Annotated in this window: 13 protein-coding genes and 1 other RNA gene; 4 read left to right on the top strand and 10 right to left on the bottom strand. The window is 63.8% G+C overall.

What is annotated here, in order from left to right:
• Positions 1 to 38: 38 nt before the first annotated feature.
• The 5 genes from recR to DWA01_RS01630 all read right to left on the bottom strand — a co-directional run bounded on the left by recR (position 39) and on the right by DWA01_RS01630 (position 4319).
• A complete protein-coding gene (recR, locus tag DWA01_RS01650) occupies positions 39 to 638 on the bottom strand; it encodes a recombination mediator RecR (RefSeq protein WP_114283871.1) in 600 nt (199 codons plus the stop codon).
• Positions 638 to 982 carry a YbaB/EbfC family nucleoid-associated protein gene (locus DWA01_RS01645; RefSeq protein WP_114283870.1) on the bottom strand — a complete coding sequence of 115 codons (345 nt, stop codon included), beginning with the start codon at positions 980 to 982 and terminating at the stop codon, positions 638 to 640. The genes recR and DWA01_RS01645 overlap by 1 nt, the downstream gene beginning before the upstream one ends.
• A gap of 91 nt (positions 983 to 1073) precedes the next feature.
• Positions 1074 to 1628: a GNAT family N-acetyltransferase gene (locus tag DWA01_RS01640; protein WP_114283869.1), complete on the bottom strand. Its 555-nt coding sequence runs from the start codon at positions 1626 to 1628 to the stop codon at positions 1074 to 1076.
• A 247-nt stretch (positions 1629 to 1875) separates the two neighbouring features.
• Complete coding sequence (locus tag DWA01_RS01635; protein ID WP_160115939.1) at positions 1876 to 2478, bottom strand: GNAT family N-acetyltransferase; 603 nt, start codon at positions 2476 to 2478, stop codon at positions 1876 to 1878.
• On the bottom strand, positions 2478 to 4319 hold the full coding sequence (locus DWA01_RS01630) for a DNA polymerase III subunit gamma/tau (RefSeq protein ID WP_114283866.1): 1842 nt from the start codon (positions 4317 to 4319) through the stop codon (positions 2478 to 2480). Before DWA01_RS01630 ends, DWA01_RS01635 begins: the two co-directional genes overlap by 1 nt.
• Before the next feature lie 260 nt (positions 4320 to 4579).
• Here DWA01_RS01630 and DWA01_RS01625 point away from each other — a divergent pair, with 260 nt between their 5' ends.
• Positions 4580 to 6265: an ankyrin repeat domain-containing protein gene (locus tag DWA01_RS01625; RefSeq protein WP_235008394.1), complete on the top strand. Its 1686-nt coding sequence runs from the start codon at positions 4580 to 4582 to the stop codon at positions 6263 to 6265.
• 606 nt (positions 6266 to 6871) lie between these two features.
• Here the strand turns inward: DWA01_RS01625 and DWA01_RS01620 are convergent.
• Positions 6872 to 7432: a pseudouridine synthase gene (locus tag DWA01_RS01620; RefSeq protein WP_114283864.1), complete on the bottom strand. Its 561-nt coding sequence runs from the start codon at positions 7430 to 7432 to the stop codon at positions 6872 to 6874.
• A 62-nt stretch (positions 7433 to 7494) separates the two neighbouring features.
• Here DWA01_RS01620 and DWA01_RS01615 point away from each other — a divergent pair, with 62 nt between their 5' ends.
• Positions 7495 to 8010 (top strand): protein-tyrosine phosphatase family protein, encoded by a 516-nt coding sequence (locus tag DWA01_RS01615; protein ID WP_114283863.1) that lies wholly within the window; start codon positions 7495 to 7497, stop codon positions 8008 to 8010.
• Between the two features lie 389 nt (positions 8011 to 8399).
• Here DWA01_RS01615 and rsgA read toward each other — a convergent pair whose 3' ends face one another.
• The 3 genes from rsgA to DWA01_RS01600 all read right to left on the bottom strand — a co-directional run bounded on the left by rsgA (position 8400) and on the right by DWA01_RS01600 (position 11993).
• Positions 8400 to 9434, bottom strand: coding sequence for a ribosome small subunit-dependent GTPase A (rsgA, locus tag DWA01_RS01610; protein ID WP_114283861.1), 1035 nt, complete (start codon positions 9432 to 9434; stop codon positions 8400 to 8402).
• Positions 9435 to 9664: 230 nt separating this feature from the next.
• Positions 9665 to 9761, bottom strand: an RNA gene (ffs, locus tag DWA01_RS01605) — signal recognition particle sRNA small type.
• A gap of 324 nt (positions 9762 to 10085) precedes the next feature.
• Entirely contained in the window at positions 10086 to 11993 is a 1908-nt protein-coding gene (locus DWA01_RS01600; protein ID WP_160115938.1) for a bifunctional 2',3'-cyclic-nucleotide 2'-phosphodiesterase/3'-nucleotidase, read from the bottom strand.
• A 226-nt stretch (positions 11994 to 12219) separates the two neighbouring features.
• On the opposite strand from DWA01_RS01600, the gene nudC reads away from it, so the two are divergent.
• Both nudC and DWA01_RS01590 read left to right on the top strand, forming a co-directional pair.
• The gene (nudC, locus tag DWA01_RS01595; protein WP_114283859.1) at positions 12220 to 13164 is read left to right on the top strand and encodes an NAD(+) diphosphatase; all 945 of its coding nucleotides are present in this window, start codon (positions 12220 to 12222) and stop codon (positions 13162 to 13164) included.
• A gap of 84 nt (positions 13165 to 13248) precedes the next feature.
• Positions 13249 to 13722, top strand: a complete 474-nt coding sequence (locus tag DWA01_RS01590; protein WP_114283857.1) for an SRPBCC family protein — start codon at positions 13249 to 13251, stop codon at positions 13720 to 13722.
• 232 nt (positions 13723 to 13954) lie between these two features.
• On the opposite strand, the gene DWA01_RS01585 is transcribed toward DWA01_RS01590, so the two are convergent.
• Positions 13955 to 14788 (bottom strand): prephenate dehydratase, encoded by an 834-nt coding sequence (locus DWA01_RS01585; protein WP_114283855.1) that lies wholly within the window; start codon positions 14786 to 14788, stop codon positions 13955 to 13957.
• Positions 14789 to 14796: the final 8 nt, after the last annotated feature.

The raw sequence follows: 14796 nt of genomic DNA, 5'->3' as shown, positions 1-14796 counted from the left end.
GGCATCTCGGACGCCCTTGCCCGCCGGTGTGACCCGGCTCAGATCCTTTTGCGGGCGTTCAGCGCGGCGGTGATGGTGCCGTCATCCAGGTAGTCCAGTTCGCCGCCGATCGGCACACCCTGGGCCAGCGAGGAAATCATGCACCGTTCGCCGACTTCATCAGCAATATAGTGGGCGGTGGTCTGGCCGTCGATGGTGGCGTTGAGCGCGAGGATCACTTCGGTGATGGATTCGGTGGTGATCCGGTCCAGCAGCTTCGGAATGCGCAGCTGCTCCGGGCCGATGTCATCCAGCGCCGACAGGGTGCCGCCCAGCACATGGTAGCGGCCTCTAAACACCATGGCGCGTTCCATTGCCCAGAGATCGGACACGTTTTCAACGATGCAGATTTCGCCGTTGGCGCGGCGGTCATCAGAGCAGATGTCGCAGATCTCTCCGGTGCCGATATTGCCGCACATCAGGCATTCGCGCACCGTGGCGGCCACCTCGCTCATGCTTTGCGCCAGCGGTGCCATCAGATGGGTGCGTTTGGAAATCAGATGCAGCACCGCCCGGCGGGCGGAGCGTGGGCCCAGCCCCGGCAGTTTGGCCATCAGCGTAATGAGGGCGTCGATATCGGGGCTGACCTGTGTGCTCATCAGAAGGGCAGTTTCATATCTGCCGGCAGGCCGAGGCTCTCGGTCAGCCGGGCCATTTCATCCTGATTGCGCTGGGCGGCCTTTTTCTGTGCTTCTTTGATCGCGGCGAGAATCAGGTCCTCGACCACTTCTTTTTCGTCCGGGTTAAAGATCGACGGGTCGATTTCCAGCCCGGTCAGCTCGCCCTTGGCAGTGGCGGTGGCGCGCACCAGACCGGCGCCGCTTTCACCGACCACGGTGATATTGGCGAGACTGTCCTGCAGTTCGGCCATTTTGCCCTGCATTTCTTGTGCGGTTTTCATCATCTTGGCCATGTCGCCAAGACCGCCCATTCCTTTGAACATAAGAGTTCTCCTGTCGTTCTGTTGGTCCTTAGATACGGCGCGCGGGGCATTGGAACAAGGGGGGCGCCTGGCCATTCTGAGCGTTTGCGCGTCAGGCCTCGTCCGGTTCAGCGATCGGGCGCGGCAGGTGCAGGTAGTCACAGCCGCTGCATTCGTCGCGGTGGGTGGCCAGGGCGCTGCCGGGGGCAAGTGGGGTGAAGCCGAGTTTTGTGAGCAGGCCAAGGGAGGCGTGATTGCCGGCATACAGCCCTGCGGTCACCGCCGGGGTGTTGAGGCTATCAAAGGCGTAGCGGATGGCGGCGGTGATGGCCTCGGTGGCATAGCCCTTGCCCTGGTGGTCTTCGCCGATCCAGTAGGCCAGCTCGGAAGCGTTGGGCGTCAGAAACAGGCGCAGCCAGCCGAGCGGTGCGCCGCTGATTGTATCACAGATCACGAAGGAGCGGCTGTGACCCCGGGCGTCCTCCTCCAGGCAGACCTGCAGGCTGGCATCCGCGTCCTGCACCGAGACCGGCCAGTCCCAGCCGGCAATACAGGTGCAAATATCCGAGGTCAGCAGCGCCGCAATCAGGTGCGCGTCAGACCGCTGTGGCGCACGCAGGGTCAGGCGGGCGGTGGTAATCGGCGCAGGTGTCGCTGAAGCTGTCATAGTTGGGTCACAGTTTGGTTTATGGGGCGGGCCACGAAACGGGCCACAGAGAGGGTCATTGCGTTGGCCATAGGGTGGGCCGCTGTGCAGGTCACCGGCTGAACTACCGACCGGGCCACTCTGCGGGGCACCGGGTTGATCCCGCTGCTGATAACAGGGCCGGGCGTGGCGCCGGGTCTGGCATCGGACAGGGTGGGGTGCGCAGAACGGGTTATGTTGCGGCTCATGTCGGGGGGCGAGGCATGGGTCATGGCGCGGTTATCTCCCAGCTTGAGCAGGGTTCAAAGCGGCCGCGGGCGGGGGCGAATATCTGCGCGTCTCCAAGCCGGGTCATGCCCAGTTTCTGCAGCAGACCATTGGAGGCCTCATTGGCGAGCTGCGCCCCGGCAGTGACGGATTTCATGCCCAGCACGTCAAAGGCGTAAGTTATGGCGGTCTGCGCCGCGCTTGTGGCAAAACCGCGTCCATGAAAGGCGGAGCCGATCCAGTAGCCGATCTCGACGCTGGTGTCTGTCAGATGTTCACGGTGCAGTTTTAACGCGCCGACCGGCGTGCCTGAGCTGGCATCCGTGCCGGCATCCGCGCCGGTGTCGATCCCGGTATCAATCAGAGTGAAATGCCAGACCAGTCCGGGTCGTGTGAGCGACTGCTGCAACAGGGTGGTGCAGGCGTCTGTGGTCAGCCGGGGCGGCCAGCTGGCGACCCAGCGGCTGATTTCCGGAGACATCAGAGCCGCCAGATCTGCGGCGTCTGTCAGCCGCGTCGGGCGCAGCAACAGCGCGCCTGCCCGGATCGGGCCTGCAACAGTCGGGTCTGCAACAACCGGGTGGGCAACAGGGATGGCGCGCATCACTCCTCCTCGAACGGATCCCATTCGTCATCGACCTCAGGCAGGGCCTGGACCGCGGCTTCGAGGCTGAGTTCGGCGGCGGTGCGGATTTCGATGATTTTGGCCTTGGGAAAAGCGTCAAACACCGCCGAAACCAGCGGATGAACCCGCACTTCGGCTTTTTCGGCCTGCCAGGCGGCGTCTTTGACTTCGGCAATCGTCGGAGCGCCGCCTTCGTTCACCAGGGTCACCGCCCACCGCTGGCCGGTCCAGTTCATCAGGTTGCTGGCCAGGTTTGAAGCGAGGTTGCGGGGGGCGTTCTCTGTGGGCTGGAACTCAATGCGGCCAGGGGAATAACGCGCCAGACGCAGGGTGGTTTCCACTTCGATCAGCAGTTTCACGTCGCGGCGCAGGCGGATCAGATCGACCACGTCTTCAAAGGAGACATAGCGTGCCAGCGCGGTTTCGGCGTTGAGCTCCACTGCGGTTGCGGTGTTGCCCAGCGTGGCTGTTGCGCCGCCGCTGTGGCCGGCGCGGGTCTGCTGACTGGTGACGGCGTTCACAGCGCCGGTGGTGTGAGCTGTGGTGCTGTGGCCGGTGGTGCTGCCGCTGTGGCTGCTGCTGCGGGCGCTGCCCATGGAGACGCCGCCCGGCCCGCCCGCATGACTACCGTTTTGCGGTGGCATCGGCGGCGGCGGGGTGTTTTGCAACTTGCGCACCAGCTCTTCCGGGCTGGGCAGGTCGGCGACATGGGTCAGGCGGATCACCGCCATTTCCGCCGCCATCATTGCATTGGGCGCAGCGGCGACTTCTTCCAGCGCTTTCAAGAGCATCTGCCACATGCGCGTCAGCGAGCGCATTGGCAGTTTTTCTGCCATTTCCGCGCCGCGCAGGCGTTCGTCCGGCGACACGGTGGGGTCTTCGACCGCTTCAGGGGTGATTTTGATCACCGAAACCCAATGGGTGATTTCGGACATGTCACGCAGCACCGCCAGAGGGTCGGCGCCGGAGGCATACTGGCTGCCGAGCTCCTGCAGCGCAGCCGCCGCATCGCCGCGCATGATCATGTCAAACAGGTCCAGCACCCGGCCGCGGTCGGCCAGGCCCAGCATGGCGCGCACCTGGGCCACAGTGGTTTCGCCGGCACCGTGCGAGAGCGCCTGGTCCAGCAGCGAAGTGGCGTCACGTGCGGAGCCTTCTGAGGCGCGGGTGATCAGCGCCAGCGCGTCATCCGAAATCTCACCGCCCTCAGCCGCAGCGATTTTGCGCATCAGGGTGATCATCACCTCGGGTTCAATGCGGCGCAGGTCAAAGCGTTGACAGCGCGACAGCACCGTTACCGGCACTTTGCGGATCTCGGTGGTGGCAAAGATGAATTTCACATGCGCCGGTGGTTCTTCCAGCGTTTTGAGCAATGCATTGAAGGCGTTGGTCGACAGCATGTGCACTTCATCGATGATGTAGATTTTATAGCGCGCCGAGGCGGCCCGGTAATGCACCGAATCGATGATTTCACGGATGTCTCCAACCCCGGTGCGCGAGGCCGCATCCATTTCCATCACGTCGACATGGCGGCCATCAGTAATGGCGGTGCAATGTTCGCAGGTGCCGCAGGGATCGGTGGTAGGGCCGCCCTCACCGTCGGGGCCGATACAGTTGATGCCCTTGGCGATGATGCGGGCGGTGGTGGTTTTGCCCGTGCCGCGGATGCCGGTCATGATAAAGGCCTGGGCAATGCGGTCGGCGGCAAAGGCGTTTCGCAGGGTGCGCACCATCGGCTCCTGGCCGACAAGATCGGCGAATGTTTCCGGGCGGTATTTGCGCGCCAGAACCTTATAGCCGGTATCAGTATTGTCAGACATGCTGCCTCGCCCTCACCCTTGCCTGTGACTTCCCGCCCAGGTTACAGGGGGGGCGCGGGGAGGTCCAGCGGGACTTGATTGCGGGTGGTGCGATTGCGGCTTGATCCCCTGGGCATTGGCGGCCACAGTGGCGCGGTCGCCCGGGGCGGCATCCAGGTCCGCGGAAAGCCGGAAGGCACCCCCTCAGAACACAGAGTGAAAACCGTTCGGTTTTTCTTGGTGCCCGTCAGCGGATCTCGGGCGTTTGCAGGAGAAACCCGATGTCTGATGCGAAATCTGACTCAAAGTCTGACTCAAATTCCGGCCCCTTGTCCGACCCATTGCCTGGTCCAAATTCCGGCTCAATATCTGGCCATGGCTCCGGAGCAATGGCTGGTGAGAGCAAAACTTTAAAAATTAATGCGGCGGATCTGCAGTCGCTGGAACGGTTGCGCCGGGTCGCAAAGCGGCTGGGGCGCGATCATGCGGCGGGGCAGCCGGGCGCTTTGTTGCGGCTGAAAGCCTACCCGCCGCGGGGCGAGGGCAGCACCTTGCGCCACGCCGATTATCTGCATGTGGTGGCGCGGGAGGCGGGGTTCACCTCGTGGCCGCAGCTCAAATTTCAGGCCGAAGCGCAGGGGTTTGACCGGGCAGAGGCGCAGCAACGGCTGAAAATCGCGCTGTTTCATGGCCAGAACCCGGTGGTGGAGCAGCTTTTGCAGCGCTGGCCGGATCTGGCGGACGGTTTGTTCGGGTTGCAGGTGGCGCTGTATGACCTCGCTGGCGTGCGGGCCGTGTTGGCGCAGGATCCGGGTGCGGCGTTACGCGCGCTGGGGCCGCGGCGGCCGATGCTGCATCTGGCGTTTTCAAAATACATCCACGCGGTGCCTGCAAAGCGGGGCGACATGCTGGCGATTGCGGAACTGCTGCTTGCGCATGGTGCCGATGTGAATGATGCAATGGAAGCGGCGCCGGGGCAGGGCGAGACCCTGTCGGCGCTTTATGGCGCGCTGGGGCATGCGGATAATCTGCTGCTGGCGGAGTGGCTGCTGGGCCACGGTGCCGATCCCAATGACGGTGAGTCGCTGTATCACGCCACAGAGCTGGGCCATCACGACGGGCTGGCGCTGTTGTTGAGACACGGCGCGCGGCCTGCGGGCACCAACGCGCTGTTACGGGCGCTGGATTTTGACAATGCGGAGATGGTGTCGATGTTGCTCGCCGCCGGGGCCGATCCCAATGAAGCCGTGGCGTCTCATGTGTCGGGGCAACCCGCGCTGGTGATGCCGGCGCTGCACCAGGCGGCGCGGCGGGGCTGTGGCCGCGCGGTGGTGGAGCTGTTGCTGGCAGCGGGGGCGGATGTGGAACTGCGCCACGAGGGTATCACGGGTTATGCGCGGGCGCGGGTCCATGGTGCGCGTGCAGTGGCAGAGGCGCTGGCAGCAACCGGGGCCGACACCGGCTTGAACCGCGAGGAGGCTTTGCTGGCGCGTGCGGCCGAAGGGATGGCTTCAGAGGGGCAGTTCATTGACATGGCAAAGCTGGCGCCGGCCTGGCGCGGTCTTGTCGGGCAGTTGGTGCCGCTTGCCGGCCGCCAGAAACATATCGCGGCGCTGGTGGCGCTGGGGGTGGGCTATGACGTCGCGGACGACATGGGGCTGACGCCGGTGCAGATTGCTGGCTGGGAAGGCAAGCCGGAGCTGTTGTCCTGGTTCCTCAGCCTGAAACCGGATCTGACGCATGTGAACAATTTTGGCGGCACTTTGCTGTCCACTATCATTCACGGCTCGGAAAACTGCCCGGCGCGGGAGCGGCGCGCCCATGTGGATTGCGCCGGTGTGGTGCTGCATCACGGGGTGGCGCTGCCCCGCGGGGTGATCCGCTTTGCTGGTGAGCCGGCGATGGCGGAGTTCCTCGCGGAGTGGGCGGAGATGCATCCCGGGCAAGTGGTGGACGGCACCGTGTAGCGGGAAGTGTCCGCAGTCGTGAGCGCGCGGCTTCGGGTCCGCCGCATCTGGCCCGGCAGTGCTGCCTCTGGGCAGCGCGCGCCCGGTGGTGCGTAAGCAGCAGTGCACAAGTGCGCATCGCTGGTTGTGCCCTCCCCTGGCGGCGGGGCCCTTTGCAGTGCACCCGTGGCAGCGCATCATCGGTAGAAAACCCCTGGCAGCGGCGCTCGGCAGAGTGCTCTTGGCAGTTCGTTCGCGTTGCGTCCGTGGCGGCGCATCCACGGTGGTGGTTCCCCGGCAGGCCACCCCTGGCAGGCCGCCCCTGGCAGTGCGCCTCCGATAGTGCGCCTCCGACAGTGCGCCCTCTCGGTGCGCCGCTTTCGGTGGGTCCGCTGCCGTGTTGCTTCGAGCGCACGCGCGTCCCGGATCCGGGAGGGGCTCTGGGCGGGACGGGTCGGCAATGAGAGAGGGGCGAGGAGAGGCCAGGTTGGGAGCTCTGAAAAGGCACTTATAACGGGGATATGTGCCCGTAACGGGGATATGTGCCCGGCATTTGTACGGGGCATATGCAGCGTCGTGCAGGCCGGGTATTTGTGCCGGGTATTGGATGGGCCCTGTAGCGGTGCTTTATGCCGGGGGCGGCACGTCTTTCCACTGGCCGCTGGCAATGCCGTCCAGTGTCCAGGCGCCGATCGAATAGCGGATCAGCCGCAGGGTCGGGTGGCCGGCGGCGGCGGTCATGCGGCGGACCTGGCGGTTGCGCCCTTCAGAGATGGTGATCTCCAGCCAGCAGTCGGGCACCGATTTTCGAAAGCGCACGGGCGGCGTGCGGGCCCAGAGGGCTTTGGGCTCGTCGATGCGGCGCACTTTGGCGGGGCGGGTTTTGCCGTCTTTGAGCCCAATACCCTGGCGCAGCAATTGCAGGCTGGCGTCTTCCGGCTCACCTTCGACCTGGACCCAGTAGGTTTTGGGCATTTTATGTTTCGGGCTGGCAATGCGGTCCTGCAAGCGGCCGTCGTCGGTCAGCAGCAGCAGGCCTTCGCTGTCCTTGTCCAGCCGGCCGGCGGCATAGACCCCGGGCACATCCACATAGTCAGACAGGGTCTGGCGCGGCGAGCCTTCAGTGCCTTTGTCGGTGAATTGCGACAGCACATTAAACGGTTTGTTGAGCAGGATCAGCTTTGACATGCGGGCAGTCTGTGCATGATGGGGCCGGGTTGTGCAAGCCGGATCAGTGCGGGGAGGTTGTTATGATTTATGAAATTGCGGAGTTGAGGTTGGGAGAAGGGCGGCTTGGCATCTGTCCGATGCCGGGGCGCGGTGGCGACTATGGCGGCGACCTGTTGCAGTTGCTGAACTGGGCGCCGGGGCTGGTACTGACCATGACGTCGCAGGCGGAGTTGCGGTCGCGCGGTGCAGCGGATCTGGGCGCGGATCTGAAACGGGCCGGCATTGGCTGGCATCATCTGCCGGTGATGGATTTTGGCTCTCAAAGCGAAAGGTTGCAGCAGGGCTGGGCGCAGGCCTCAACAGAGGCGCATGCGGTGCTGGCGGATGGTGGCCGGGTGCTGGCCCATTGCATGGGCGGCTGTGGCCGCTCGGGCATGGCGTTGATGCGGCTGATGGTGGAGGCGGGCGAAAACGCCGATCCAGCTCTGGAGCGGCTGCGCGATGTGCGGCCCTGCGCGGTGGAAACCGAAGATCAGCGGGGCTGGGCGGCTGAGCCGATGTGGGACCGGCTGCGCCAGGAACGCGGCACCGACTGAGGCGGCGGGCGAAATGGAAGAGCAGAGCGGTGCGGCTGCATGGGACATCTTGGCAGCCAGTGCAGTTGCGCGCCCGGGGCAGGTCTGTCGGGACCAGGTGTTTTGGAGCCAGGCTGTAAAGCTATGGCGGCTCAGATCTGACGGGAATGGCATGGTGGCGCCGGTGTGCGCAAAACGCGCGGGGCGCGCCGGACGGTGGATTGCAGGTGCCGGAGACAGGTGACGTTGCCGCCCGAGGCCTGGCTGTTGGCACTGAAAGTGCGGGCGGTGGGGAGAGCGGCGGGGCGGTCTGGCCGGAGTTTTCCCCGCCGCATCGCGACGGTTTCTGGTGGCGTGAGGCCAGCGTGTGGTTGGCGCGCGCCGGGTCGGATGCCGCGAGGCAGGTCGGATCAGTAGCCTTTGCGGCCCTTGTTGGCGTGTTTCATCTTGCGGATTTGTTTGGCAAAACCACGGTGGCGGGTTTTGGTCTGGGTCATGGTTTCGGCGTTGCGGTCTTCTTCAAGGCGCAATTTTTGCCAGCGGGCCACCCGTTCCGTGGTCAGTTCACCCTTTTTCACCGCTTTGCGCACGGCGCAGCCGGGCTCGTGCTCATGGCTGCAATTGTTGAACTTGCAGGTCTCAGCGAGTTTTGAGACCTCGTCAAACAGCGCGTCAATGCCGTCGCTGGCATCATTCAGCGGCAGCGCCCGCATGCCCGGCGTGTCGATGATCCAGCCACCGTTGCGCATCCGGCGCAGTGTGCGCGCAGTGGTGGTGTGGCGGCCGCGGGCGTCGGTTTCGCGAATGTCGGCGGTGGCCAGGGTTTCCCCGGTCAGCGCATTCAGCAGTGTTGATTTGCCCACCCCGGAAGACCCCAGCAGCGCCGCCGTCTGGCTGTGGCCACAGAGCGCCATGATCCGGTCCTGATCGGCAGGGTCTTTGGCGTTGATCGCCAGCACTTCCAGATCAGGCGCCAGCGCGCGCGTTCGGGTGACAAAATCATCGACCTGGTCCGACAGGTCGGCTTTGGTCAGCACCACCACCGGGGTTGTGCCGGCATCTTTGGCCAGGGCCAGGTAGCGTTCCAGCCGCGCCGGGTTGAAATCGGGGTTGCAGGAGGTGGTGATGAACAGCGTGTCCACATTGGCGGCGATCAGCTGGGTGCGCGCGTCGGTGCCGGCGGCGCGCCGCGACAGCAGCGATTTGCGCTCCAGTGTCTGCGCCACCCGCAGATCGGAGGCGACCAGCACCCAATCGCCGACGGCGAACGTGCCGGTGGAGACCTCGGGCGGTGTGGTCAGGGTGAAGGTTTCGCCGGCGGTAATCCCGGTCATGCAGTCGCGGTGAATTTCGCTCAGCCGCATCACGGTAAGATCCGGGTCAGTTTCGGCACACTGAGCGGAGAAAAAAATGTCCCAGCCGAGATCATTAAGGGTGAGCGTCATGGTTTTGCCTGTGAGTTTGGAAACGGGACCGGAAGGGCCGCCGGGTGCGCAGCGGTCGCGTGCACGCGGGGCGTCGGAACAGGCAGAACGTCAGGGGATTGCCCTGTCAGTGACACGCGGCCTGGCGGAGGCTGGATGCAATCATCTTGGTCTCCTCAGAATCGGGGGTGTGGTCCTGAAATCAGGCACCCGCTGCGTATCACAGGCGCGCCATACGGGCGCGGGGCTCAGGTGAGAGGCTGGACAACGACCCAAGCGGGGCTCGTTATGGCTGCTTCCTTCCGGATCTGACCAGGTTGGCGAGGTGCCTGCCCGCGCCAACCTCTCGACGCTTATGTAGGACGAACGCGCGCGCTTGGCAAGAGGTCTGTGCTGAGGTCGGTGCCAGTGGCTGCCGGGGTGGCTGCCGGGGTGGCTGCCGGGGTGGCCGCAGGGGTGGCTGCGCCAGGGCAGTGACAGGACCGCGCCGGGATTGAGAGGGAGACGTGCCCGGGCTGTGCGGGTGACGCGACGGGTGACGCGACGGGTGGCGGGGGACGTGCCCGGGCTGTGCAGGCAATGCGGGAGGCAGAGCGGAAGCCGGGGCCGCCGCGCCGGAGTTGAGCGGGGACTGTCAGGGGCCGTGTGAGGCTGCTTGGGGCGAGCGCGGCCTCAGAGAGACACCGCGAAGCGGGCGAACCCGTCTGAGCTGTTGCCGAGGTCGGTGGGGTTCATCGGCGAGATTTCAGAGAGGAAACGGCGGGCACCGGGCCCGGTTTCAAATTCCACCCTTGTGCCGCCCAGCGGGGCAAAGCGCCAGTTGGGCGACCAGTCCGGTGTCACGGTGCCGGCATCAGCGATGTAGCGCAGCAGCAGTTCGCGGTTGGTCATGCTGCTCTGGTGTACCAGGTGGTTGTGCAGCTCGCCCGGATAGGAGCCGCCGCCACCGGTGCGGAAATTGTTGGTGGCAACGATAAAGTCCTGGTCATCGCTGACCGGTCTTCCCTGGTAAAGCAGGTCGCGGATCCGGCTGGCCTGCGGGTTGATCTCGATGCCGCGTGAGTTGAAGCAGGCCGGCGCGGTCAGGTCGATCTCATAAGTGATGCCGGAAAAGATATCGAATTCATAGGAGGGCGTTTCTTTGCGGAACAGCCACTGGCCCGTGTCTCCGGCGGTGAGTTGCGAATAGAGCGAAACTGAGCGTTCCAGCCATTGTCGCAACATCTGGCCATTGACCTTTACGCCGGTGATTGTGTTGGGAAACACATAGAGATCGGCGATGTGGCGCATGGCAATTCTACCAGCGTTCACGTGGGTATAGTGCTGCGGCCCGCCGCGGCCGCCGGATTTGAACGGGCTGGCGGCCGAGAGCACAGGCAGGCCGGCGTATGCGCTGTCGCGCAGTGCGTCGCGCATATAGCGGGTCTGGGCCTCATTGACGATGCGGATGGCGGGATTGTCGGTGACCATGGCAAAATAGCTGTGCAGCGCGCCGGTGGTGCGGCCGACAGAACGGCGGATCCAGGCCAGCGTTTCCTGGTGATCGCGGCCCACTGCGCGCATGATCGCGGGGTCGGCAGCGGCTTTGGCCTCCGTGCCGGAGATCCCCGGCGCGCAGGTGGGCAAAGCCGCGCTCTGATGGTGGGCGACGCGCCAGCTGTCGAGCGCATCGCGTTCCAGCACCAGGTCGATCAGACCGACATGAGAGCCCCAGAAGCCGGCCATCACCGCCGGTTTGCCGTGCAGAGTGCCGGCGGGGGCGTCAATTTTTGCACCGACCGGCCCCCGGGCGTCGGGAAACAGCTGATGGGTGTGGCCGGTCACCAGCGCGTCAATGCCGTCAATCACCGCCAGCGGCACCGCGGCGTCTTCCGTATCGGTGCTGCCGTCTTCCTGGCCGATGCCGGTGTGGCACAGCGCGATGATGATGTCGGCGCCGGCGGCTTTCATTTGCGGTACCCAGGCGCGGGCGGCTTCGACAATGCCCCGGGCGCGCAGCTTGCCGCCCAGTTTCTGGCGGTCCCAGCGGGTGATTTGTGGCGGGGTAAAGCCGATCACGCCGATTTTCAGCGTCTGGCTGTTGCCAGCGGCGTCGGTGAGCTGCCTGGTAAGGATGGTATAGGGGGCGACCAGAAGCGTGTCTTCGGTCGGGCTGGCGCCCTTGCGGGTGGCGATGTTGCAGGACAGTGCCGGAAACGCCGCGCCTGTCAGCGTCGCCTGCAAAAACGGAATGCCATAGTTGAATTCGTGATTGCCCAGCGTCAGCGCGTCATACTCAAGCGTGTTCATCGCCGACATCATCGGATGGCGACGCTGCGCATCCGGCGTCACCTGGGTGGCGAAATAATCCGCCATCGGCGTGCCTTCGAGAAAATCACCGTTGTCGAGCAGAATCGAATTATTGCAGTCTTGGCGCAGCTTGCGGATCAGCGTTCCGGCCAGCGCGAGGCTGAAAGGATTGCCGTAACGGTCCTCGTAATAATTGTAAGGACAGATGTTGTGGTGCAGGTCTGTGGTGGCCAGCACCCTCAGTTTGATCTGAGTGCCGGTGGCTTTGAGTATCAGTTCAGGCTGGTTCAACACTTATAATCCATTCAGAATGAAATGTGCGTCCACTGGGTACTCGGCTGACAGGGTAACTTGACTTCATGGCGGCATTATTGACTGCGTTAAGTTTTGTTACCAGACCCTTTAAGATAAAAATGAAACAAGGCACGCGTCAAGGTTGTATCTGAGGCTGGCTTGTCACCCGGTTGTAATTCATGCGATTGCATGCAGCTATGCGACCCCCAGTCCGGAGTAAACAATGCGCAATGCGGAAACAGTGACTTTTGGCGGTTCAGGTTTGGACCGTGCCGCTGAAAAGAGAAATGAAACCAAAGTGTTGTGGCGTGACAGCCGCACCAGGGTAGTGGTGATGTGGCGGGGAAAACCAGCGCTGCACGGCACCGGGCTTTGCCTGGTTCCGGTGACAAATCCGGCGCTGGACGCGATGGAAGAATCAGCGTTATTTTTAGGCATCGACGCGGAGGGACCGCTGTTTGCGGCGGATATTTCCGGCTGGCAGCCGGAAAGTTTACCTAAGGTCAGCGATGCGTTCACGGATCTGAGCGAAATCCACCATCCGTCGCTGCCTGAAGGTGCGGTTTTCCGCGAATTGCGCCAGGTGATGGCGGCGCTGAGCCCGCGGGACGCGGAACTGAGCGCCACCGCGTCTGCGATGTTTTCCTGGCACAGGACGCACCGGTTCTGCGCCAGGTGCGGTGCGGGCTCAGAAATGGAGGACGGTGGCTGGCGACGGGGCTGCGCCGCGTGTGGCGGTCAGCATTTCCCCCGCACGGATCCGGTGGTGATTATGTTGATCACCCATGGCAATGACGTGTTGCTCGGGCGTTCTCCGGCTTGGCCGGAGGGCATGTATTCGCTGTTGGCGGGATTCGTGGAGCCGGGCGAGCCGATTGAAGCCGCGGTGCGGCGCGAAGTGCGGGAAGAGGCGGGCATTGCGGTCGGCGCGGTGCGCTATCTGGCCAGCCAGCCCTGGCCGTTCCCCAATTCGCTGATGTTTGGCATGGCCGGTGAGGCACTGAGCCGCGAAATCGTGCTGGATGACGAGCTTGAAGATGCGCTTTGGCTCAGCCGGGAGCAGATGCTGGAGGTTGTGGCGGGGCGTCATCCCCGGCTCAAGCCGCCGCGCCCGGGGGCGATTGCAGGGTTTTTGATACGAAATTGGCTTGCGGATTCACTGGATTGATCAAATAAACACATTTAGCCACTATGCGTTTGTAATGTATCAGCCCAACCCTGCCGCTGGCGGGCAGACAGTTCAGGAGTCGCAATGAAACTTTCCACCCGTGTCGATATCGAAGCACCGATTGAATATGTGTTTTCAGTGCTGACCGACTTTGCCAGCCTGGAACGCCAGGCCATGCGCCGCGGGATAGAAGTGACCCGGACAGATACGGCGCCGGCGCGGGGCGCAGCCTGGGATGTGGTGCTGGATTACCGGGGTAAAACGCGGGCGATATCGGCCCGTGTTGTGGAATTCGAAACGCCGGAACATTTGCTGGTGCGTTCCGAAACCAGCGGGGTGCAGATTCTGTTGTCGGTGGAATTGCTGACCCTGAGCCGCAGTCACACAAGGATGATGCTGGCGCTGGACATGCGGGCACAGACATTGCCGGCGCGGGTATTGTTGCAGTCGATGAAATTCGGCAAGAACAAGCTCACGCGCAAACTGTCGACGCGGGTGGGTTCCTGGGGGAAAGACATCGAAGGCCGTTTTTGCGCCGGGCAGACACAGCTGACCTGAAGCGGCGGTTGATGTTGATTCGCTTCTGACGTCGCAGACGTCTGACGCGACTGATGCGGCATGCAACAAAAGGCCGGGCCGTCACAGAAGAACGGGCGGCTACAAAACCGGGCCGCCACACTCGACACCGGCAGCCGGATCCGGCCGCCGGCACGCGCGCCTCCAAAAAAGACACGGTGCGTCCGGGAGCGGCGGCGCGACAGGCGCGACGCCGGGTGTCTTACCTGGTCGCTCAGCCGCGGCGCGGATCGGCCGGGTAGACGCCGAGAACGGAGATTTCCTCGGTGAAATAGGCCAGCTCTTCCATCGCCAGTTTTACCGAAGGGTCCTCCGGGTGGCCTTCGATATCGGCATAAAACTGAGTCGCGGTGAAAGAGCCGTTCACCATATAGCTTTCCAGCTTGGTCATATTGACGCCGTTGGTGGCAAAGCCGCCCATGGCTTTGAACAGCGCGGCAGGGATGTTGCGCACCCGGAACACAAACGAGGTGACCATGCCGTGATCGCCGCGCCGGGCGTGGTTGGCGTCGCGGGACATGATCAGGAAACGGGTGGTGTTGCGGTCATGGTCTTCAATATGGCGCGCCAGGGTGTCGAGCCCGTAGAGTTCGCCGGCCAGATCCCCGGCCAGCGCTGCCTGCGCTGGCACCGCGTTTTCGGCAACGATTTTGGCGGACCCGGCCGTGTCCACGCCGGTGACCGGTTCGATATTATTGTCGCGCAGGAAGCTGCGGCACTGGCCCAGCAGCACGGTGTGGCTGAGGGCGGAGCGCACCTCTTTCAGCGGGGTGCCGGGCACCGCCAGCAGGTTGATATGCACGCGCACAAAGGTCTCATCGATGATGTGCAACCCGGAATTGGGCAGCAGCTGATGGATATCTGCTACGCGGCCATAGGTGGAGTTTTCCACCGGCAGCATTGCCAGATCGGCCTGATTGTTGCGCACTGCGGCGATGGCGTCTTCAAAAGTGCGGCAGGGCAGCGCTTCCAGGTCGGGCCGGGTTTCGTGGCAGGCCTGATGGGAATAGGCGCCGGGTTCGCCCTGAAATGCGATGCGTGCAGTCATTTTTGCGT

The sequence above is a fragment of the Candidatus Halocynthiibacter alkanivorans genome (assembly GCF_003333265.1).
GTDB lineage: Bacteria > Pseudomonadota > Alphaproteobacteria > Rhodobacterales > Rhodobacteraceae > Halocyntiibacter_A > Halocyntiibacter_A alkanivorans.
Note: the sequence above shows the minus strand (reverse complement) of the source record. Positions and strands in the feature narration are given on the sequence as shown.

Coding starts and splice junctions, on each gene's coding strand:
- DWA01_RS01630 (WP_114283866.1), bottom strand. CDS start 4,319: ATGTCTGACAATACTGATACCGGCTATAAGGTTCTGGCGCGCAAATAC.
- DWA01_RS01620 (WP_114283864.1), bottom strand. CDS start 7,432: ATGTCAAAGCTGATCCTGCTCAACAAACCGTTTAATGTGCTGTCGCAA.
- DWA01_RS01645 (WP_114283870.1), bottom strand. CDS start 982: ATGTTCAAAGGAATGGGCGGTCTTGGCGACATGGCCAAGATGATGAAA.
- DWA01_RS01625 (WP_235008394.1), top strand. CDS start 4,580: ATGTCTGATGCGAAATCTGACTCAAAGTCTGACTCAAATTCCGGCCCC.
- recR (WP_114283871.1), bottom strand. CDS start 638: ATGAGCACACAGGTCAGCCCCGATATCGACGCCCTCATTACGCTGATG.
- rsgA (WP_114283861.1), bottom strand. CDS start 9,434: ATGACGCTCACCCTTAATGATCTCGGCTGGGACATTTTTTTCTCCGCT.
- DWA01_RS01615 (WP_114283863.1), top strand. CDS start 7,495: ATGATTTATGAAATTGCGGAGTTGAGGTTGGGAGAAGGGCGGCTTGGC.
- nudC (WP_114283859.1), top strand. CDS start 12,220: ATGCGCAATGCGGAAACAGTGACTTTTGGCGGTTCAGGTTTGGACCGT.
- DWA01_RS01590 (WP_114283857.1), top strand. CDS start 13,249: ATGAAACTTTCCACCCGTGTCGATATCGAAGCACCGATTGAATATGTG.
- DWA01_RS01635 (WP_160115939.1), bottom strand. CDS start 2,478: ATGCGCGCCATCCCTGTTGCCCACCCGGTTGTTGCAGACCCGACTGTT.
- DWA01_RS01640 (WP_114283869.1), bottom strand. CDS start 1,628: ATGACAGCTTCAGCGACACCTGCGCCGATTACCACCGCCCGCCTGACC.
- DWA01_RS01585 (WP_114283855.1), bottom strand. CDS start 14,788: ATGACTGCACGCATCGCATTTCAGGGCGAACCCGGCGCCTATTCCCAT.